18 protein-coding genes, 1 tRNA gene and 1 riboswitch are annotated in these 21,901 nt (G+C 29.2%); of the genes, 4 read left to right on the top strand and 15 right to left on the bottom strand.

The annotated features are described in order from the left end of the window. Positions 1-165: 165 nt before the first annotated feature. The 4 genes from eat to CSPA_RS03530 all read right to left on the bottom strand — a co-directional run bounded on the left by eat (position 166) and on the right by CSPA_RS03530 (position 4,747). Positions 166-1,494, bottom strand: coding sequence for an ethanolamine permease (gene eat / locus CSPA_RS03545; RefSeq protein WP_015390833.1), 1,329 nt, complete (start codon positions 1,492-1,494; stop codon positions 166-168). A gap of 258 nt (positions 1,495-1,752) precedes the next feature. Then, positions 1,753-3,171, bottom strand: a complete 1,419-nt coding sequence (locus CSPA_RS03540; protein WP_015390832.1) for an ethanolamine ammonia-lyase reactivating factor EutA — start codon at positions 3,169-3,171, stop codon at positions 1,753-1,755. Between the two features lie 535 nt (positions 3,172-3,706). Next, a tRNA-Trp gene (locus CSPA_RS03535) sits at positions 3,707-3,781 on the bottom strand. A 54-nt stretch (positions 3,782-3,835) separates the two neighbouring features. Further along, positions 3,836-4,747: a metal ABC transporter substrate-binding protein gene (locus tag CSPA_RS03530; protein ID WP_015390831.1), complete on the bottom strand. Its 912-nt coding sequence runs from the start codon at positions 4,745-4,747 to the stop codon at positions 3,836-3,838. Positions 4,748-5,020: 273 nt separating this feature from the next. On the opposite strand from CSPA_RS03530, the gene tsaE reads away from it, so the two are divergent. From tsaE to rimI, 3 genes are read left to right on the top strand one after another with little or no spacing between them, the layout of a single operon-like run. After that, the gene (gene tsaE / locus CSPA_RS03525; protein ID WP_015390830.1) at positions 5,021-5,476 is read left to right on the top strand and encodes a tRNA (adenosine(37)-N6)-threonylcarbamoyltransferase complex ATPase subunit type 1 TsaE; all 456 of its coding nucleotides are present in this window, start codon (positions 5,021-5,023) and stop codon (positions 5,474-5,476) included. 3 nt (positions 5,477-5,479) lie between these two features. Beyond that, positions 5,480-6,199 (top strand): tRNA (adenosine(37)-N6)-threonylcarbamoyltransferase complex dimerization subunit type 1 TsaB, encoded by a 720-nt coding sequence (gene tsaB / locus CSPA_RS03520; RefSeq protein WP_015390829.1) that lies wholly within the window; start codon positions 5,480-5,482, stop codon positions 6,197-6,199. 2 nt (positions 6,200-6,201) lie between these two features. Then, positions 6,202-6,642, top strand: coding sequence for a ribosomal protein S18-alanine N-acetyltransferase (gene rimI, locus CSPA_RS03515; protein WP_015390828.1), 441 nt, complete (start codon positions 6,202-6,204; stop codon positions 6,640-6,642). 182 nt (positions 6,643-6,824) lie between these two features. On the opposite strand, the gene rd is transcribed toward rimI, so the two are convergent. The 6 genes from rd to CSPA_RS03485 all read right to left on the bottom strand — a co-directional run bounded on the left by rd (position 6,825) and on the right by CSPA_RS03485 (position 13,713). Then, on the bottom strand, positions 6,825-6,983 hold the full coding sequence (rd, locus tag CSPA_RS03510; protein ID WP_015390827.1) for a rubredoxin: 159 nt from the start codon (positions 6,981-6,983) through the stop codon (positions 6,825-6,827). A 234-nt stretch (positions 6,984-7,217) separates the two neighbouring features. Next, entirely contained in the window at positions 7,218-7,796 is a 579-nt protein-coding gene (locus tag CSPA_RS03505) for an ECF transporter S component (RefSeq protein WP_015390826.1), read from the bottom strand. A 166-nt stretch (positions 7,797-7,962) separates the two neighbouring features. Then, positions 7,963-8,080, bottom strand: a riboswitch (FMN riboswitch). An 87-nt stretch (positions 8,081-8,167) separates the two neighbouring features. Beyond that, positions 8,168-10,051: a PTS beta-glucoside transporter subunit IIBCA gene (locus CSPA_RS03500; protein WP_015390825.1), complete on the bottom strand. Its 1,884-nt coding sequence runs from the start codon at positions 10,049-10,051 to the stop codon at positions 8,168-8,170. A gap of 151 nt (positions 10,052-10,202) precedes the next feature. Beyond that, positions 10,203-11,030 carry a BglG family transcription antiterminator LicT gene (gene licT, locus CSPA_RS03495; protein ID WP_015390824.1) on the bottom strand — a complete coding sequence of 276 codons (828 nt, stop codon included), beginning with the start codon at positions 11,028-11,030 and terminating at the stop codon, positions 10,203-10,205. 342 nt (positions 11,031-11,372) lie between these two features. Continuing rightward, positions 11,373-13,154 (bottom strand): methyl-accepting chemotaxis protein, encoded by a 1,782-nt coding sequence (locus CSPA_RS03490; RefSeq protein WP_015390823.1) that lies wholly within the window; start codon positions 13,152-13,154, stop codon positions 11,373-11,375. A 169-nt stretch (positions 13,155-13,323) separates the two neighbouring features. After that, entirely contained in the window at positions 13,324-13,713 is a 390-nt protein-coding gene (locus tag CSPA_RS03485) for a bacteriohemerythrin (RefSeq protein WP_015390822.1), read from the bottom strand. A gap of 265 nt (positions 13,714-13,978) precedes the next feature. On the opposite strand from CSPA_RS03485, the gene CSPA_RS03480 reads away from it, so the two are divergent. Then, entirely contained in the window at positions 13,979-14,788 is an 810-nt protein-coding gene (locus CSPA_RS03480) for a DUF2935 domain-containing protein (RefSeq protein WP_015390821.1), read from the top strand. 131 nt (positions 14,789-14,919) lie between these two features. On the opposite strand, the gene CSPA_RS03475 is transcribed toward CSPA_RS03480, so the two are convergent. The 5 genes from CSPA_RS03475 to CSPA_RS03455 are packed head-to-tail and all read right to left on the bottom strand — an operon-like array spanning position 14,920 to position 21,684. Then, positions 14,920-16,620: an ABC-ATPase domain-containing protein gene (locus CSPA_RS03475; protein WP_015390820.1), complete on the bottom strand. Its 1,701-nt coding sequence runs from the start codon at positions 16,618-16,620 to the stop codon at positions 14,920-14,922. A 46-nt stretch (positions 16,621-16,666) separates the two neighbouring features. Further along, positions 16,667-17,296, bottom strand: coding sequence for a TetR/AcrR family transcriptional regulator (locus tag CSPA_RS03470; RefSeq protein ID WP_015390819.1), 630 nt, complete (start codon positions 17,294-17,296; stop codon positions 16,667-16,669). A gap of 42 nt (positions 17,297-17,338) precedes the next feature. Then, a complete protein-coding gene (locus tag CSPA_RS03465) occupies positions 17,339-18,568 on the bottom strand; it encodes an efflux RND transporter periplasmic adaptor subunit (RefSeq protein WP_015390818.1) in 1,230 nt (409 codons plus the stop codon). A gap of 45 nt (positions 18,569-18,613) precedes the next feature. After that, positions 18,614-20,977, bottom strand: coding sequence for an ABC transporter permease (locus CSPA_RS03460; RefSeq protein ID WP_015390817.1), 2,364 nt, complete (start codon positions 20,975-20,977; stop codon positions 18,614-18,616). After that, positions 20,977-21,684, bottom strand: coding sequence for an ABC transporter ATP-binding protein (locus tag CSPA_RS03455; protein WP_015390816.1), 708 nt, complete (start codon positions 21,682-21,684; stop codon positions 20,977-20,979). The genes CSPA_RS03460 and CSPA_RS03455 overlap by 1 nt, the downstream gene beginning before the upstream one ends. Positions 21,685-21,901: the final 217 nt, after the last annotated feature.

Genomic DNA, 21,901 nt, shown 5'->3' with positions numbered 1-21,901 from the left:
TTTACAGTTAACAGTTTAGCAAGAAAAGCCATAGGCTTTGTTATTTCATCCTAAACTCTTAACTCTGAACTAATACTTCACCGCATAAAGAGCATTAAATCTTAACTGCCTTAAAATTTTAAAATTGTGAATTTTATTAGAACTTATATAATTATCCTTATAAAATTAAACAATTTCTCCATCAAGTTTTCCTTTAATTTCTTCTTCATTAGCTGTTTGTTGAATTTTAGAATATACAAAATAATAAGCTATTGCTAATATATAAGCCCCTGCTACCCATAATACAGTTGAAAAATTCGAAACAATTAATGCAATTAAAAATACAAAAGCTATTGAAAGTGCTATTGCTGGTACGATTGGGTATGCAACTTTAAATGGTCTATTAAGCTTTGGCTCTTTTCTTCTTAATATAAACAATGAAATCATACTTATAATATATAATGCAACTGCTCCAAAGGATGATATAACTATAATTACAGCAGTTTGACCTGTTAATACAAAGATCATTCCTATTAAGCTCATTATAACGATAGCATGTGCTGGAGCTCCTTTAGAATTTGTATTTGATAGAAATTTAGGTAAATATCCAGATCTAGACATTGCAAAAGCCTGTCTTGAATAACCAATTATAATTCCATGTAAACTTGCTACCAGTCCAAATAATCCAATAAAACTCATTCCATTCGATATTAGACCATCTCCATATACTCTTTGTAAGGCATCTGGTAATGGTGAGCCTGATGCAGCTAAAGTGCTAAGATCTGAAATTCCAACTACAACAAAGAATGTCCCAAGAGCTAATATAACAAGAGTAACAATTCCTAAAATAAAGCCTTTTGGAACATCCTTTTTAGGATTTGCACATTCTTCAGCAGACATAGCTCCACCTTCAACAGCTAAATAAAACCAAATTGCAAAAGGTATTGCACCAAAGATTCCATTAAAACCACCCTTAAAAATATCTCCTCCAAAAATGTTACTCATTTCAATATGAGGTGCACCTGCTCCCATAAATAAAATTAATCCACCTATTGCAACTATAGTAACAATAAGTTCTACCTTAGCAGCTGCTTCAATACCAAAACAATTTATAAGCACAAATATTGCATATGCTACTAAAGCTGCTGCAACAGCTGGAACTGCTGGTATTAAAAAGTTAATATATGCTCCTATTGATATTGCTATTGCTGGTGTTGCAAACAAAAATTCTACTAAACATGAAAATCCAGCAATAAATCCACCAAACTTACCAAGTGATCTGGAAGCATATTCTGAAGCTCCCCCAGCATGAGGAATTGCAGTAGAAAGCTCCGCATAGCTAAACATAAATGTAGTATAAAAAACTGTAACAATTAAAATTGCTATAATAAATCCAACTGGACTTGTAAAATCTAAAGCATTATTCCACCCACAATACATTCCTGATATAACCATTCCAACTATTATGCTCCAAAGTTGTATTGGTTTAAGTGTCTTTTTTAATTCATTATTCATTTTAACCACTCCCTTAATTCAGTTAACAGTTAACCATTTACAGTTCACAGTTGGATAAAATTTCATCATCCCTTACAACTTGCATAGCTTCACATTTACAGTTTGCTATTTACAGCTTACAGATTATAAAATTTATTTAGAAAATAATGGCTTAGACACTGGTAACATTGTATAATTGCTAACTGTCATTACAATATATAAATATAATTAATTTAAGATTTTCTTATTTTTAGGTAACTATTATAGAAATATAGGACTTTAAGTGCTATATATTAGAGTCTTTATAACTACTGGGATTGCATCTCCTATTGGCAGGCCAATGTCAATATAATCACCATTGCTTGTTGATATCTTGTCTATACATATAACTTCTCTTTTTTCTTCTAAATTTAGAGAAATTATTTGTCCTAAAGCTTTTGCAAAATCATTTTCTAAAACTACAATTATTGGTCCTTTAATTTTTTTGAATAATTTAATTATCTCCTGACCAATTAATTTAATTTCTTCATAAGTTGGACTTTTAGGGCCTTTAAGTGAAACTGCAATTGGTATATCTTCATACATATCAAGTTTTTTCATGCCTTGAACATATATATCATTTAAGTTTTCATTCTCATAAAAAGGTTTTAGTATAGGTATATTTTTTAATGGAAGCACCGATTTATCAAAGGCTATTGTACCACCGCTTATAGTTAAAGAATGGTTTCCTGCTCCAATTACAGTTGCCCTTATTTTCTCCTTTGGAGCTAGTAACATTTCCTTGTGCTCTTCAAACATCTCACTTATAGAATTTCCCAAAAGTTGTCCTATATCGTTGTGTTTTGTTATTTCATTTAAACTAATATTCTCATTAATTTTCCCTACGTATTCTCCAACTCCCCCTGAAAAACTTATATAGTCAACCTCAATCCCTTCAAACCCATCACTTATAAATAACTTTTTTGTGCTTTGGTTAATTTCTTTCAAACAACATACTTCCAATAAACTTTCTGCTAGCTTTCCACATATGAGCTTTAAAGCTTCTAGTTCTGGCTTCTCTCCAAGCTGCAAGTTTATATCAAGGCTTTTTATTAGAAATTGAATTCTATTAGAAATATAAATAATTTGACCCTCATCATTAAACTTTATAAGTCGTCCCCCAATATCTAACGCAAAAGTCTGCTCACATTCACCACAATTGAAAATAGCTACGTTAGTTGTTCCTCCTCCAATATCAAGGTTCATTATTCTTCTATTAAGCTTCCTTGATATATCTGAAGCACCTGAACCAAAACCTGCAAGTAAGGCTTCAAGCTTAGGACCTGCTGTTGCTACTACAAAATCTCCTAAATACTCTGAAAGATTATTAGATACTTCCATTGCATTTTCTTTTCTTGCAGTTTCTCCTGTTATAATAACTGCTCCTGTAGATATTTTTTCTTTTTCTACTACACTTAACTTTATAGCGTCGGATACAATATCTTTAACCTTTATAAAATCTATAGTTGTTTCATTGCAAAGTGGAGTAAATACAATAGGACTCCTATATATTATTTCTTTCCCTTCTATTACTGTTTCCTTAATCAGCGAAGAACCTAAAATTTTTTTAATCTTTAATTTGCTAACTATAACTTCGGTTGTTGAAGTTCCAATATCAACACCTATACTATATATTTCATCATTTAATATATATCCCACCCCCCGAAAACAAAAAAAGAGACAATGGGCCAAAATACTATTTATTTGACACCATTGTCCTATTCATCTACTTTTAATTAAATTGCATTCAATAAATACACACATTAACTAATTATTTATTGATTTTTATTTATATGAATTTCGCCCTAACACTTTCGTGTTCAATACCCATTGATAATTGAACATTAATAATCAGAACATATATCTCCCTTAGGATTATTAAATATCATTCTAGTCATAAATTCACATAATAAAATAAGTATAAAAAAATAGCACTTAAAGAATTGCTTCTTTAAACGCCATTGTTTAATCAATATTGAAATTATATAGTTGTTTCATATCTATGTCAATAAGGATATCCATATACTTAATTATATAAAGCTGAATAGAATTCCACTTAATTTTAATTAAATTATTACTCCAAAATTTTAAATTTAAAAGTATTCAAAATTCATCTTCAATATAGCTATAATCATATATTGTTTCTTATAACAAAAAAAGTTATAGCATATAAACACTATAACTTTAATCTTCTTGGCAGGGGCACTAGGATTTGAACCCAGAACCAATGGTTTTGGAGACCACTACTCTACCGTTGAGCCATACCCCTTCGAGACAATAATCATTATATAATACATTTATAAATAAAGCAACACTTTTTTTCTTATGCCACTTTACCTGTAGAATTAACCGTTCCATTCTCTTTTAATGGAGCCCATTTTGATAATTCTTTTATATTATACAAAATTAAATCATCGAAAGACATATCTCCATAATATTTCCATAAATTCACTGTATTGTATCCTGATAAATTCAATTTAGTTCCTGCTTCTCCATCAACTATTATTATAACCTTTTTAGCATCTAAATTATTAAGCTTAATAAAATCAGCTATTTCGTGATTATCAAGCTGAATAGTATTTAAATTTAATGCTTTAGTTAAATAATCAAAATCATTATTTAGCGTTATAAATTTATAGTCACTAAGTGATTTAATTTTATCATTATATATCTTTATCTTATTATCAAATTCTTTTATGGCTTCATTATAATTTTCTTCATAATAATCTCTATTTTGGGGATCTCTATCTTGAATTGCTGATTTTACATTACATAATGCAATTTTATATTCACTAATTCCCTCAAAATAATAAGGATTTTCTTTATTACTATTATTTTGTGAATAATTCAGTAATCTTATGCCTCTAGATAAATTTATTATTCCTAAATCTCCTTTTTTCAATTCATCAATTAAAGAATTGCTCCAAGGTTCAAATGAAGTGCCGGAATATATAAATAAGTCCATATTGGATATATTATTTAAAACATCTTCATTATACTTAAACTCACTAATATCTTTTTCATTAGTAAGCATATATTCAACATTATTTTTATCTTTCACAATTTTTTTAACCATATCATATTGAGGTTTATTAACCGTTAGTATGTTTAAAAAATCTCCCCTATTTTCAGTTTTATGACTCTCTGTATTTGCTAATAACGGGTCTGAAAATAAATTCATGCCAAAAGACAATGCAATAGTTATTATTACCATTGCAAAGGTAATCTTTTTCAAAGTATGCCACCTCCAAGTTTAATAACACATATTACTTTTCATGAATTCGGTAAATTAATTTCTGGATATACTTATGTTCATTATACCAATTAATTTATAATAAATATATAAAAATTTATTACTTTTCTTATATTATATAAAACTCACATTAAATATAAGCCTATTTTATAATAATATTTTAGTATTCGTTTAATTAATTTGATTTTATTCTGTTTTGATATAAAATATAAGGATGGGAATTATAATTTAAACTCTCATTAAAGGAGGATTTTCATGGAATTCGAAGTTTATAATGTAGATAGTACTACTCAATTAGGAATAAATTTAGGTAAATTGCTACAAGCTGGTGATATAATTTGTTTAACTGGAGATTTAGGTGCTGGCAAGACACATATTACTAAAGGAATTGCCCTTGGTTTAGGAATAAATGATAATATAACAAGTCCAACTTTTACAATTGTTAATGAATATGAAGGTGGTAGGCTCAAACTTAACCATTTTGATGTTTATCGAGTGAGCGATCCTGATGAAATATATGCAATTGGATTTGATGACTACATATTTTCAGATGCAGTGTCTATTATAGAATGGGCAAATTACATTGAAGAAATTTTACCTCAAGATTTACTTCATATAAGCATAAAGAAAGACCTTGAAAAAGGTGAAGATTACAGAAAAATAATATTAACTCCTTATGGAGATCGATATAACTATATAAAGGAGCTTTAAAATATGATTATACTTGCTATTGATTCATCTTCAAAAGTAGCAACTGTTGCTTTAATGAAGAATCATAAATTACTTGGAGAAATTACTTTAAATGATAAAAAAGAACATTCAGTTATACTAATGAATATAATTGATAATTTACTAAAACTTAATAACCTAACTATTGATGATATTGATGGCTATGTAGTTTCTAAAGGCCCTGGATCTTTCACTGGTCTTAGAATAGGCATGGCTACTATAAAGGGACTTAGCTTTGGAAGCAATAAGCCATATGTAAGTATATCTAGTTTAGATGCCCTAGCTCTTAGCGCTTCTAATTTTGATGGAATAATTTGTCCTATAATGGATGCTTTAAGAAATAGTGTTTATACTTCGTTATATAAAGGACATCCAAGCTTAGTTGCCTCTGAAATACCAGTAACTTTAGAAAGATTATTAGATTTTTCAGCCTTAGATATTGATGAACTTATAGAAATAATAAAATCTAAAAATGAAAAAGTCATCTTCATAGGTGATGGCGTAGATAAATACAAAGACTATTTAATTGAACACTGTCCAAATTGCTATTTTCCACCTAATCACCTTAATTTAGTTCGTGCTTCTGCTTTAGGCGAAATTGGATATTCACTAATAGAAAATGGTGAATTCGATGATCCAAACTCCACTCCATTTTATTTAAAAAAACCTCAAGCAGAAAGAGAATATGAGCAAAGGATGAAATAGCAATGTGCATAACTATTGATTTAATGAAAGAAGAAGATATTGACGGACTTTTAGCCGTAAGTTCACTGAGTTTTTCTGATTCCTGGAGCAAAGCTTCTTATATTCAAGAGCTATCTAACCCTGTGGCTAAATATTTCATTGCAAAAACTGATAATAAAGTTGTAGGTTTTGCTGGAACTTGGATTGTTTTAGATGAAGGTCATATAACAAATATAGCAGTACATCCTGATTTTAGAGGCAAAGGCATAGCTTCTAAGCTTCTAGTAGAACTAATTAATTATTGCAATAATCATGGCTGCACCGCTTATACCCTTGAAGTGAGAAGTGGTAACAAAGCTGCTAGAGGTCTTTATGAAAAATATAATTTTAAAGAAGCTGGTATTAGAAAAGGTTATTATGAGGACAATAAAGAAGATGCTGTATTAATGTGGTTAAAAGAATAGCCGGTATTAATTTAAATAGGTAAACATATAACTTTATTTTCCTATTTATTTAATTTTGAATATAATAAAATAATTTCTACAATATATAGTGCAAGGGACTATCAAATGTCAACAACATTTTGATAGTCCCTTATACTTAAATAAATTCTTTTATAATATGTAATCTTAAAGATTATTTTTTATTATTGTTTTTCAAAGTCTGAAGTTGGTACTCCACATAATGGGCAAACCCAATCTCCTGGAAGATCCTCAAATTTTGTTCCTGGTGCTACTCCATTATCTGGATCACCTACTGCCTCATCATAGATATAACCACATACTGTACAAATATACTTTTCCATAATACACCCTCCTCAATTTCATTTATTAATAACCAACTTATATACCTTAGCTTCTAAATTTTCACTTAGAATGCTATATTTATATATTATCAAATTTTTTTCTATTAGGCAATAATAATTATTAATAAACATTTGTAATTCTAAATTTTTAACATGAAAAAACCGATTTGAAATAATCAAATTATTATTTCAAATCAGCTATTTGCTTAAATAAATGTTAATACTATATCTAGACTAATTTGTTGTTCTCTCTTGGCTTCCAAAATTTGATTCTGCTTTGAAAATTGCTACTGATAACTTTTTATATAATATATAAGTTACAACTGAAGTTGCAACAGCCTTTATCCCATTAATCGGTAACAATCCAAATGTAATATAGTTCATAAGCATTGTATTATCCATTGTCATATGATAAGCAGGTAATAATATATATATATTTGATAAAATCCCTACTATTTGGATACAAACTGCACCTAAAATCATTCCAATTATTGCATTTTTTTTGTTTTTCTTTCTATAATATAACAACCCTGCTGGTACCACTAACGCAGATCCCATTAAGAAATTAGCAAGTTCTCCAACGAAGCCTGTACCTGTTCCTTTTATAACTAAAATCAATACATTTTTTAATAATTCTATAATTATTCCTGCTATAGGACCAAATCCAAAAGCTCCTAACATCGCTGGAACATCACTAAAATCAAATTGTAGCCATGTAAAAGCTGGTATTATTGGAAATTCGATATACCTAAGTATAATTGCTATTGCTGATAATAAAGAGATTTTTACTAATTTGCTTGTTTTTTCATTCATTTTTATGCCTCCCTAAAGTTTATCTTCCTTGGGTAGCTTATTAGTGATTTTGCTCTCAATGCTTAATAATTTAAATAGTTTCTTTTTCATTAATAAACATAAAAAGCCCTGATGTAAAATACATCAGGGCGTATAATCAAAAACATTGAAAACAAAGTTTCTAATAGGTTACCTTCTTTCATCCAGACTATAACTGTCGGCCTCGGAGTTACACCGAATCTGCTTAAATTAAGCTCGCGGGCTATACCGCCGGTAGGGATTCACACCCTGCCCTGAAGATATATATTTTTTATTTTCTTAATTATATACCATTATAATATAGTTTTCAATATATATTTAAATTTTGTTTTTGATTATTATAAAATTCAGCTTTAAATCATAACTGTTAATAAATTTTCTTTATAGTTAACAGCATTTTTATCTGTTTCAATAATATCTAAATAATTAGCTGAATTTGTAACAATTACAGGAGTTATTACTGAGTATCCTTCTTCTTTTATAGCATTAATATCAAATTCTAATAACACATCTCCTGCTTTAACGATATCACCTTGTTTTGCTTTAGGAGTAAAATGCTTTCCTTCTAATTGAACAGTATCCATTCCTATATGAATCAGTATTTCAGCTCCATTATCACTTGTAATTCCTAATGCATGACCTGTTGGGAAGAAGGTTGTTAATACACCATCTACAGGAGCAACCACTTTACCTTCTGAAGGTTCTATAGCTATACCTTTTCCAAGTGCACCTGATGAAAATGCTTCATCTTTTACTTCTGATAAAGGCTTAACTTCACCTTTTAATGGACTAATTAATATTTCTTGCTTTACTAATTGGTTTTCCTTAACTGTTTCACTACTTTCTTCATCTTCTTCAAGTTTAGTAAATAACATTAATATAAAGCCTATAGCAAATCCTGCTACCATTGATATAGCTATTCCATAGAATCCCATATCAAATCCATTCGGTCCAATATAACTTGGAAGAGCAAAAATTCCCATTCCACCTATCATATATCCTTTAGAGCCACAAAAACCTATTATAGCTCCACCTATAGATGCACCTATACAACTTAAAATAAATGGCTTTTTCTTTGGTAAAGTAACACCATATATAGCTGGTTCTGTAACACCGAAAATACCTGAAATAAATGCTGGTATTGCTATAGATCTTAATTTAGCATTTTTAGTTTTTAATAATATTGCTCCAACTACACCTGTTTGTGCAAAGGATGCTGCTATTGAAAGTGCTAATACTGGGTCATATCCTAATGTAGACAAATTATTGATAGCTATAGGTACTAGACCCCAATGTAATCCAAATATAACGAATACTTGCCAGAAGGCACCAATGAATAATCCCGCAACAACTGGACTAAAGTTATATATAGCTAATGTTATAGCTCCAAGTAATTTACCTGCCCATGTTGAAATTGGTCCTATTGCTAAAAATGTTAATGGAACAATTACTAATAATGTACAAAATGGTACCAAGAATGTTTTTACAACATCAGGAATAATCTTTTTAAAGAACTTTTCAATTTTTGAAGCTACATATATTGCTATTACTATTGGAATAACAGTTGATGAATAGTTCATTAAAATGACTGGGATTCCTAAAAATGTAGTACTTACTGAAGATTCAAACATCGAACCTGTTAAAACCATAAATAGAGGCTTTCCACCAGCTAATCCAACAATAGTAGGATATACCATAGCAGCACCTATTGCCATACCTGTAAATTCATTTAACTTAAACTTCTTAGCTGCTGTATATCCTAAGAATATTGGGAAGAAGTAAAATAAACTATCGCCTATTGCATTTAAAATCTGATAAGTTCCATCAGTATTTGCAAGTACATGTGCAGCTATAAGTAATGCATTAATACCTTTTATCATACCAGTTGCTGCTAAAACACCTAAGGTTGGTGCAAATACTCCTGATATTATATCTATAAATTTATTAAATGCATTCATTTTTTCATTTGAGTCATCTTCTGAAGCAGCTGAAAATCCACCAACTGCCATTACATCTGCGAATACATCTGGTACATGATTACCAATAACTACTTGATATTGTCCACCACTTTTTACAACAGTAACAACACCATCCATTTTCTTCAATACTTCTGTATTAGCTTTATTCTCATCCTTTAGTTTGAAACGTAAACGTGTAACACAATGAGTTAAGCTATTAACATTTTCTTTACCACCGACATTTTTTATTATGTCTTTTGCTAATTGTTCATACTTCATAATATCTATCTCCTTATTAATTAATTTTTTATATAAAAAAGCGAGACCAAACAATTGCGATATAAATAAAATTTATAATATTAATATAAATTTTATTCTATCTAATGTTGGTCTCGCCTGCTTTACCAGTAACAATCCATCAATATTAAATTTATCTATGTGTAACTCTTTGTATATGAATGGTTAAATATAATTGCTCTTCGTCAGATAAGTCTTTGTTTAAATATGTTTGTATCTTTAACATACACTCATAAGCTTTTTTATATTTAACTTTAATTTGTTTTAATAAAAAATCATCTTCATTTTCTATTTTTTCTTCTTTATTCAATCTTTGAAAAAAGAATCTCAAATGAGTAACAAATCTTTCATAATTTAATGATTTTTCATCAAGCTCAATATTATATGTATATTTTACAATATTTAAAATATCTTGAATCATTTTTGCTTGCTTAGCAATATCTTTTACATTATTGCCCTTTTTATTTACCTGTGCATTTATTAAGTGAAGTGCTATATTGCAAGCCTCATCTTCAGGTAACTTCTTTTCTGTTTCGCTTTCAATAAATTCTAGTGCTTTTAATCCTATTTCAAATTCTTTTGAATAAAACTTTTTAATTTCCCAAATCAATGGATTAGGACGATTAAGGCCTTCATCAAATAATTTTAGTGTATAACTAATATGATCAGTAAGGGTAACATATATATAGTCATTTAATTCAACGCCTAATATATTTTTTGCATATTCAATAATGTCATAACACAGTGAAACATGTTCTGTTGGTATATCTTCTAGCAGCAGTTTAAATTTTTCTGAAGCATCTTTCTGCTTAAGAATAAAGGTTTTTTCTATTAGATTCTCATCTAATTTATCACCTACATTCTTTTTAAATCCAATTCCACGCCCCATAACTACAATTTCATTTTTTTCTGAGTCTTTAGCTAATATGGCATTATTATTAAATATCTTTTTTATTACCATCACTATCCCCCTATTTACACTACTTACATGATTTTTTAATATAAAAACCCTAATTAATCAAAAGAGACTATGAAATTCTCTTCTCATTAATTAAGGTTTCGCCTGATCGAATCAGTAACAATCACCATATATCTTTGTAAGCGTTTAAACATATTTATATATTATAGCACTTTTTTTCTTTTGTCAACTTTTTTATTATGGTAAACTTAAAATATTTTATTGATATCATCTCTTTTCTTATAAAAATATCCTTTATCAATTTTTACTTATAAAAAAGATGCAACCTAGAATCATTTATATTCTAAATCACATCTTTTCAAATTCCAACTATAAAATATATAGTTAAAGTTTAAATCTTCCTACTTCTTGTTCTAGATTAACTGAGCTATCTCTTGATTTCTTAATTAATTCAGATACCTTACCAGATTGCATTTTTATATTTATAGCACTTTGTGCATTTTCTGTGGTTTCTCTTGCACCATCATTTGAAGCATGTGCTACTTCTGTAATTACTTCTGTCATGCTATGTATTGATGATAACAATTCCTCCGTTGTAGCACTAAAATCAGTCATCAAATTATCCACATACTCAGAATCCTTGCTATAATTATTTCCAACTTCTAAAAACACTTCATAGTCTGATGTTACTTCGTTAGAAACGAACTCTAATAAATTTCTTGAACTTTCTGATAGCTTTTCAACCGCCTGACCTACTTCATTGGTAACATCTTGTATTTTTAATATTGTTTCTTTTGATTTTTCTGCAAGCTTTCCTATCTCACCAGCTACTACAGAAAAACCTTTTCCAGCTTCCCCTGCACGAGCAGCTTCAATTGATGCATTCAATGCAAGTAAATTAGTTTGAGTCGTAATCCCCATGATAGCTCCAGATAAACTTTCAATATTTTCAACAACTTTTGCATCTTGTAATGCTTTTTCTAGTTTAATAGTTGAATCAGTTATTATTTTATTTGTTTTTTCCTTTGCTTCTAAAACTTTAGATTTAGTAATATTAGCTCTATTATTAATTTGTGCTGCTATTTCTGAACCCTCTTGTGATTTAATCGCAATATTTTTAACTGCCAACTCAATTTCCTGGGAAGTTGCTGACATCTCTTCTGAAGAAGCCGCTGTTTCTTCCATACTTGCTGCTAAGGTTTCAGTTGATTCAGAAATACTTTGAATATTACTATCCAAACTTAAGATGTTATTATTAACCTCTTCAGTAATTGTATAAATAGCTTTAGATTCTGTTTGTATTTTTTCAATTAACCCCTTTGTTGAAACCTTCATAGCTTCCATAGATTCTGCCAATACTCCAAAGTCATCTTTTCTTTTTAAATACTTCTCAGGTAATTCTACCGAAAAATCCCCCATTGCCATGATTTTCATGTGGCCAATTGCAATATTTAGTCCATTTACAATTTCTTTTGCAACAACAAATGTAGCTATTACGGCTAAAATAAGATCTATACCTAAAATAATAAATATTAGCATTTTGCTTCTATTATAATTATCCATTGTTATCTGAGTTTCTTTAGCTATAGTACTATCAATATTATCTATATAATTACCAGTTCCAATTACCCAACCAAAAGGTTCGTAATACTTACTATAAGACCTTTTAGGTAATGGATCTGTTTGTCCTTCCTTAGGGAAATAATATTCTGTATATCCGCCTCCATCTTGCATTCCATTTTTAATAATATCTTTTATCATTTCATATCCATTAGCATCTTTTGCATTTAAACGATTAGTTCCTTCTGTTTTATTTCCCAATAAAACTACATTCTGCCCCTCTTTTGTGTCAATCCAAAAATACCCTCCATCTGCATATCTTAAACCACGTACTAAATCAGCTGAAAGTTTTTTTGCTTGTTCTAAAGAATACTCGCCATCTTTATATTTTTTATTAATACCATCAAGTAATGTAATTACATTACTTACCTGACTTTTAATATAATTATCATAATCCTCACGAATTGTTTTTTCTAAGGTCTGTATTGAAATATTATTTGCTTCTTCTTGCTTTTTTAAATTTATAATTGCAAGAGACGAGATAGCTAAAAATACCATAATAATTAATAATAATAATTTTGTCTTTACTTTTAAGTTGTTTAACATAAAATCCCCCCGTTTGAACTTAATTTTCAATTAACCCCTTTATTTTTATTATATCTAACTTTACAAACGTTTACCATATTCTATGCACAAAATTTACAAAAATAAAAAACCATGGTTATTATTAAATATAATAATCATGATTTTAAATGTAGTAGTTTAATACTAATTCTTATTCTCCAATAAGCTTGTCATTCTTTAATATATGTTCTGTTAACCATTCATTTAAGAAATCCAATAATTTTAATAAGCTTTCATCTTGATTTTGATCAATATGATTTAAATCTATTGCTTCGAGTTCTTTTATAAATTTATCATGTTCTATTTTTTGAGTAAACATTCTCTTATAATTTATGCTTTCCATATATTCTTCTTCTGATTTAAAATGGAAAATAGTATATTCCTTTAATTCAGTAATAATTTCTATGATTTTATCATATTTATCAATTGTAAAAGCATCTTTTAATAACATATATGCTTTATCAGCTAAATCAAAAAGTTTTTTATGCTGCTCATCAATATGTTCTACTCCAATTTTGTATTCTTCTTTCATTTCATACATTATTGCCCCACTCCATCCTTATCTACTTTAACTTTGTAATCTCATTTTTAATAATATATCATCATTTTAAGCATTCATCAACAAAATGTAAACAATTTTATCACAAATATATTCAATTATCAATTAGTCACAAAAGCCTTCTGTACATCATTAACTCTAAAGCTATAATTTTAATTAGAACTTATATAAATAATAACCAATTTAGTCACATATGTAATAACCTAATCATATAGTATACATAGGAATTATTTTTTGGAGGAAATAATTGAAATTTAATAGTATTAAAGATAAAACATTATTCGAACATCAATTTTGGCTCCAAATCTTAGGAGACCACTCTCGCTTTATTTTAAATGCACTTTCTCCAAATGAAGAAGCTTTCATTCAAAAAACTAATGCTTTCATTACTTTATTCGATGATTTATTAGCAAAATCTCATGATTCACCATCTCAAGAAGATATTGAAGATTTAAATCGTGAAGCTTATGCTGCTGCAATGAAAATTAGAGAATTTAAATTAATTATATTAAGCAAGCAAATTACTGACAAAATTAATATTTCTCTTCCTCCTACTTTTGTTAGCCATATGCTTAATGAACTAGATGAATATTTATTAATTCTAACGACTTTAATAAAAGACAAGCCTCCTACTGCTGATCCTATTCATTTACATCTTTTATGGCTTCCAGATGGATCAGGACATGCCTCAACTATAGCTAGCAACCTTGATATGACTCAAAAAGAATTGATTAAGCGCAGCAAAGAATATTCAAAAGAATTTGATAATTTGTACTTAAGAACTATCGATTATAATGGTTATACCAGGACAAAAATCTTTGATTTTCCAGCACTTGCAAAGCTTAATTATGATGTAAGCAATATAATGGGCTCCTTCAAAAACTTTTTAGATGCTTTAAAGGATGCAATTATAGAAAAACAAGTATTAGGTACTCTTGCGCCTTTAGCTGCTGATCATATGCATCGAGAGGAATGCTATTATCTAACTAAGCTTTCAATGGTTTCAGAAGTAAAAGATCCTAATTGCGATCCTACTAAACCAAGAATAGAATCATAATTTACCAGATTAAGCTAAACCCTCTATACTTTATCCTTCGCCAAATAATTGGCTTTTTCAATTATTTAATGGATAAGTAATGATGAATGATTTCATCATTCATCATTCATCTTCTATGACCCTAGAGTTAATTATACCTTTAATTTTCTATATCTATTATAAGCTGCCATTATTTCCTGCTTTCTAGGCATAGCTAAACTTCCACTTCCACCTTTTATTTTTTCCATAGCTATTAATCCATTTTTATTTATTTCTTCAAGAATATTGTCCACAAATTTATCTAAACTTAAGCCTTTATCCACAATGTTATCCTCTGCCCACTTCATAATTGAGCCAATGGAATTTAATTGCTCATTATCTACTACTTGCTCTACTGATCTTAAGTTTATTTCTTCTTTATTTATTATTATTGTATCTACACCAATAGTTTTTATTTTTATTCCTCTTTCACCTGCTTGAATAGTTCCCTTTTTAACTACTCTATTAAATGGAATATTTATTTTTAATTTTCTAGCCTCAATTCGTTTTAAAATTTCTCCTCTGCTTAAATTCTTTGCTTCTTTTGTGACATCCTTAGTTTCATAGTTATCCATTTGTATTATGCAATCTGCCACATCAAAGAAATCTCCACAACTGCCAACAACTATTATTGTTGAAATCCCTTTTCGCTCATATAATGGCTTTACTATTTCAATAAATGGTGTGATTGGCTCTTTTTCCTTAGATACTAGTTTCTGCATAATATCATCTCTCATCATAAAGTTAGTAGCTGAAGTATCTTCATCTATTAATAATACCTTTGCATTACTTTCTATTCCTTCAATGATATTAGCTGCCTGAGAGGTACTCCCACTTGCATTTTCTGTGCAAAATTCAACAGTATCTTTTCCATTAGGCAAATTATTTATAAACAAAGATATATCTGTTTTAGTTACACATCTGCTATCTTCTGCTCTAACTTTTAATGCTGAATTATCTGTTATTACAAATTCTCTGCCATCACCTTCAATGTGATTATAAACACCAAGTTCTAACGCTCTTAATAAGGTAGACTTTCCATGATATCCTCCACCAACTATAAGGGTTATACCTTTTTTAATTCCCATTCCTTTTATAATTCCTTTACTTTTCGTACTAAACTCTACTTCTAATTCCTTAGGTGAAATAAATCTTTTAGCATCTTTTAATGGTCTTGTAGATACTCCACTTTCTCTAGGTAAAGTTGAACCATTAGCTATAAAAGCAATAAGTCCTCTTTTACTTAATTCACTTCTTATATGCTCTTGATCCTCTACTAGATTTACTCTATTCATAAGTTTTTCATTATTAATATTTTTATATGTCAAAGTTTTTTCTACTATATTAGGTAAGACATTATATAAAATCTTTTCAAGTTCCTTTGCTAAAACACTTCTTCCTCTAGCCGGAAAGCCCACATAAAATCTTGCTTCTACCTTATCATTATCTATGATAATTGAAGTTCTCTCTAATATCTGCTGAGGACATCTACTTATGGCTATCAATCCACTTTTTCCAGATCCAAAAATCTTTTCACTAAATTTATTTACGTTATAATAAAACTCTCTTGTTAAATAATCCGCCACTGCAATATTCTTATTTTTATTATCAAAAAGCTCTTTAGGAAATCCAGCTGTATTTTGTTTAACTATCACTCTAATTCTTGATGGTGCTGCAAAAGGATCACCTTGAACATGATCTATGCTAAGTATATAATTTTTAAAAGCATATTGCCCCTCTAAATTCTTGTATAACTTATAGCTCTTTCCATCTATTTTATATAATTCACTTTTTAGCTCATCTAAATTTTTCATGAAACCGCGCCTCCACTTACGTTTAAATTAATAATCCTCATACCCTCTAAATTTTATAAACCCCAAACTTTAATATATCTAAATATTTATTAAAGTCCTCCATAACTTCTTCAATATTTTCTAATATTTCCTCCATGGAGACATCTTTATACTTTTGAATATATTTATTAGAAAGACCATCCATACATATCATTATTAGCTCTATAGCTTTTTCAGAATCAATTTCTTCTCTAAATTTTGATGTATCCAAATTTTCGAAAATTTCTCCTAAATATTTTGAACTGTAACTACTATGTCTTTCTGTAAGCTCAGCTTTTAGTTCCACTGGCATATTTGTAACGGCTGAAAATACTAACTGATTCATAAGAGGCTCTTCTTGAACTATTTTCATTTTTCTTATATTTATTCTTATAAATCTTTCAAATATGTCCTCAGGTTCATTTTCTCTCAAAGGATAATATCTATCTACTAATGTAGTTATACAATAATCAAATAAATATAAAAATAGATTTTTTTTACTTCCAAAATAGTGAAATAGTATTCCTTTGGAAATCCCCGCCTTTTTGACTATAGAATTTGTAGAAGCTTTATCATATCCATTTACTGCAAATTCCTCTATAGCAGCATCTAATATTCTTTTCTTTTTTTCTTCTTGTAAACTTTCAAATTTTTCCATAGCAATCTATTTCTCCACCTCCTTTCCATACCTAATCTACTTTTATTTAATTCTCATTCCTTCTTTTATATCATTATTAGGCTTTGTTATTATCTTTTCGCCTTCCTTTAAACCATCCAATACTTCTATTATTTTATCACTTTCTATGCCTTTTTTAATTTGCCTTATAACAGCCTTTCCATTGTCAACAACAAATACGCAGGAACTTTCTTGATAATCAAATACAGCGCTATCAGGTACTATTAATGTATCACTTTTACCTTCAGTTATAATTTTAACCTCCAAATCATAACCTGGTTTTAGCAATTCTGTATTATCACTAATTTCAATTGTTACCTCTACTCTCTTTTGATTAACACCTAAAGATGAAGTTATATTTTTTGCTTCAGGCGCTATTTGGGTAACTTTTCCCTTTAAAATTGAGTCACCTATTGCTTTACCACTAATTTCAACTTCATTACCTATTTTAACCTTATAAATATCATCAGACAATATATTGGCTTCTAATTCTAAGCTTTTAGTATCCCCAATTACAAACGCTGCTGTGCCAGGTGCACCTATTAAATTATCTTCTACTAGTTTTTCAATGACAATTCCATCATTAGGAGCTAAAATTTTCTGCTTATCAAGCTCACTCATTATACTTTCTTTTAAAATCAATGCTTGTTCAACTCCAGCAGCATATCCATCTTTTACATAACTTGGTGTTCCTTTTTTTATATCCTCTAATTGGCTATTTGAAGCTTTTAAAGCAGCTTCTGCACTCTTGAATGCATCATTAGCAGTATCAAAGTCCTGTTTACTTATAGATGCTGCTTCATATAAAGTCTTTGAATTGTTTAAATTTCTTTTTGCAGCTTCATAAGCAACATTGGCTTTATTCACCTCAGCCTCAGCAACTTCAATTTTACTTGCATAATTAGAGATATCGGTACTTTTAAGTTGTGCTTTTGCAGCTTCAACCTTTGAATTTGCATCTTTAAGCTTTAACTCTAGTTCTTTTGTATCCATAGTAAGTAAAACATCATCTTTTTTTACTGAATCTCCCACATTAACCTTTATATTATTTATCTTTCCAGAGCCTTCAATATATAATGTCTGCTTTTTATTACTTTGAACACTAGCTGTATCTTCAACATATTTCTGTATTTCACCTCTTGCAACAATTGAAGTATCAACAGCTTGTCCTTGTTGCATTAATATGTACCCAAATGCTCCTGCCATACATATTAACGCTACAGCAAATGACAAAAATAATTTTTTATGCTTCATTTGTAACACCTCTCCCTTAAGATAAATTATTATTCTCAACTCTTTTTATTCCTTATTTTTCAAAACTTCTAGCATATCAATAGCTTTAATTCTTCTAGATAAGATCATATTAGTTATTACTGTGAAAACTAAAGTAAGTATTATTGTAACAACGTAACTCTTAAATTCAACCACATATGGAATACTATAAGCATCTGTGCTACTAGCATCGATTAGTAATCTTCCAAGCCAAGTTCCAAAAGGCAATCCCAAAATCATTCCAAATATAGAAATAATATAATTTTCATTAAAAATAAGTTTTTTGATTTCCTTATTGTTAAAACCTAATACTTTTAAAGTTGCTAATTCTCTTTGCCTCTCAAAAATATTAATAGTAGCAATATTGTATAAAACAGCTATTAAAAGTATTGCAGCAAGCATAATTAACATTCCTATTGTAGACTTCATTGCTCCCATATTTTTAATAAAAGCATTGCTAGAATCTGTCTTTGATTCTACAGAACTTACCCCAGGAATATCTTTTAATTTATCTTTGACTGTTTTTTCAAACTCACTATTATCTAATCTTAGCACTGCTGAATTTGCAATGATTCCCTCGCCTAATATACTGTTTAAATCCTCCATAGAAGTGTAAACCCCTGAACCCAAATATTGAACAACAATTCCTTTAATCATAATTTTCTTTTCATCTTTTCCAGGAAAAAAGAACTTTATATTTACGCTGTCATTTAATCCTATTCCCAAAGTCTCTGCAAGTTTTTGGGAAATAAGTAATCCATCTTTAGGTAACTCTAATACATTGCCATCTTTATCTTGAACCTTATACATTTTTGGATTTGAAGTAAGTGCTGTAAAACCTACTTCCTTACTCTTCCACCCATTTGATAATTCAATACCAGTTTCTAATACTGGTTCAAATTCTGCTACATGCTCCATATTCTTAATTATTTTCAATTCCTCAACACTAACAAGTTTCGAAAAATTTACTTTTATATCATAATTTTGAATATTTCCATACTGCTGAATTATCATAAAATTAACAGAATCATTCATACTAAAAGCAACCAAAAGTATTGCTGAAGAAAATATAATCCCAAGTGAAGTGAGCAATGCCCTTCTTTTATATCTAAACAAATTCCTCACTATTATTCTTTCTAATCTACTAATCTTTCTCCATATAAAATCAATCTTCTCAACAATTATCTTTCTGCCACTTAGTGGTGATTTTTCTCTCATTGCCTCACTAGGCATAATTTTAAAGATAACCTTACAAGAACGATATCCTGCAAATAAACAAAACATTAAGGTTAATAAAGAAGCTGGTATCACATATTCTCCATAAACTCTTGTACCTGAAAGAGGTAAATTAAAATATTGATTGAGGAGTTTCGTCATTCCAAAGCCCATGTAGGTCCCTAAAGCAGAACCAATTAAACTTCCAACTATAGCAATGATTCCTGAATAACTCATATAATATGCAAGCACTTGTATATTTGAAAATCCAAGAGCCTTCATCACTCCAATTTGTGTTCTTTGATTTTCAACCATTCTTCCCATCATGATATATATAATTACTGAAGCAACCATGAAAAATATGACTGGAAAGCTTCCTCCCATGGATTTAAGCTTTTTTATCTCCTCGTTTATCATCATAGTGCTTGTTTGCTGTTTTCTATCTATTAAACTTTTCACACCATAATTTTTTAATAGTCTTTTAGTCTCATCTTTAGCCCCTTCAATATCACTTCCACTTTTAAGCTTAATAGAAATATTATTTATAGAACCTTTTAAATCAAAAACTGCCTCTCCAAAGGATTGTTTGATATATATTACTCCAAACCTCTTATTATCTGGAACTAACTCACTGGAATCTTTTAAGGTATAAATAAATTCAGGACTTTTAGCTACTCCTACAATTTTAAGCTTTACTTTATTACCATTTATAACTGGATAAATATAATCATTTAACTTTAAGTCATTTGCTTTAAAGAAATCTTCATCTAAGATACATTGGTTGTTATCTGCATCAGAAAAATATCTTCCTGTTTTTATCGTTATATCATTTACAATATTATTCTTAACATCTGGAAGAGTTATGAATCTTAAAGTTGCATTTTCTTCAGATATACTTATACTTGCATCCTTAACAATTCTCCCTGTAGCCATTTCAACCTCAGGTAGTTTTTCTAGCTCCTCTTTTGTACTAGTTGGTGCTTTATAAAGGTCTACCCAAATATCACCTAACCTATATTCCTCAAAGTACTTATTACTAGAGTTAGACAAATTTTTAAATACAGAATTTAGTGATGTATAAAAGGTAACTCCTAAAATAACAATTATTAAAGTAGAAATGAATTGTCCTTTAGATTTTTTTATGTCTCTAAATAAGTTTTTGAGTAAAATATTCATTACCACTCAATCCTTTCTGGTGGCTCAGGATTTTCATTAACCTTTATGGCTTCTACTGCTCCGCTTTTTACAGTAATAATCCTGTCGGCCATTGCTGCTATGGCAGCGTTGTGTGTGATAACTATTATTGTCTTATTCATATTCTTATTAATATCATGAAGCAACTTTAAAATTAATTTTCCTGTCTTATAATCTAATGCACCTGTTGGCTCATCACATAAAAGCAACAAAGGATTTTTAACCAGAGCTCTTGCAATTGCCACCCTCTGTTGTTCTCCCCCTGAAAGCTGCGCTGGAAAATTTGATGCTCTTTCGCTTAAACCTACGTCTTTCATAATTTCTTCAGCTTTTAATGGATTATCACTGAGAGGAATTACTAATTCAACATTTTCTATAGCTGTTAAGTTTGGCATTAAATTATAGAATTGAAACACAAAACCTATTTTCTTTCTCCTGTAAGTAGTTAGTTGGTTATCTGAGTACTTTGTTATATTTTCGCCGTCAATAATTACTTCACCAGAAGTTGGCCTATCCATTCCACCAATCATATTTAATACTGTACTTTTTCCGGACCCACTTGGTCCTAATACAACAACAAACTCTCCCTCAAAAATTTCAAAGTTCATGTTATTAGAAGCTTTTACAGTTACTTCTCCCATAGCATATTCTTTTACAATATCTTTGACTGTAACAATAGGCGCTTTCATTTAAAATCACCTCACTTAATTTCATTGACCATATAGTCAATATACTAGTATTATCCCTTCTTTTGACCACATAGTCAACATGTTATTATTAAAAAAAATGGCTACTAAAAGTTATTATTCCTTTAAGTAGCCTCCTTCTCCATATGCATTCTTTTTATAAATATAATTCCATAGAAATATAGTTCAAATAACTCAAACTCAACTATTGAAAATATCT

The organism is Clostridium saccharoperbutylacetonicum N1-4(HMT), assembly GCF_000340885.1.
In the GTDB taxonomy this organism is placed as follows: domain Bacteria; phylum Bacillota; class Clostridia; order Clostridiales; family Clostridiaceae; genus Clostridium; species Clostridium saccharoperbutylacetonicum.
This window is presented reverse-complemented; position numbering and strand designations above follow the sequence as displayed.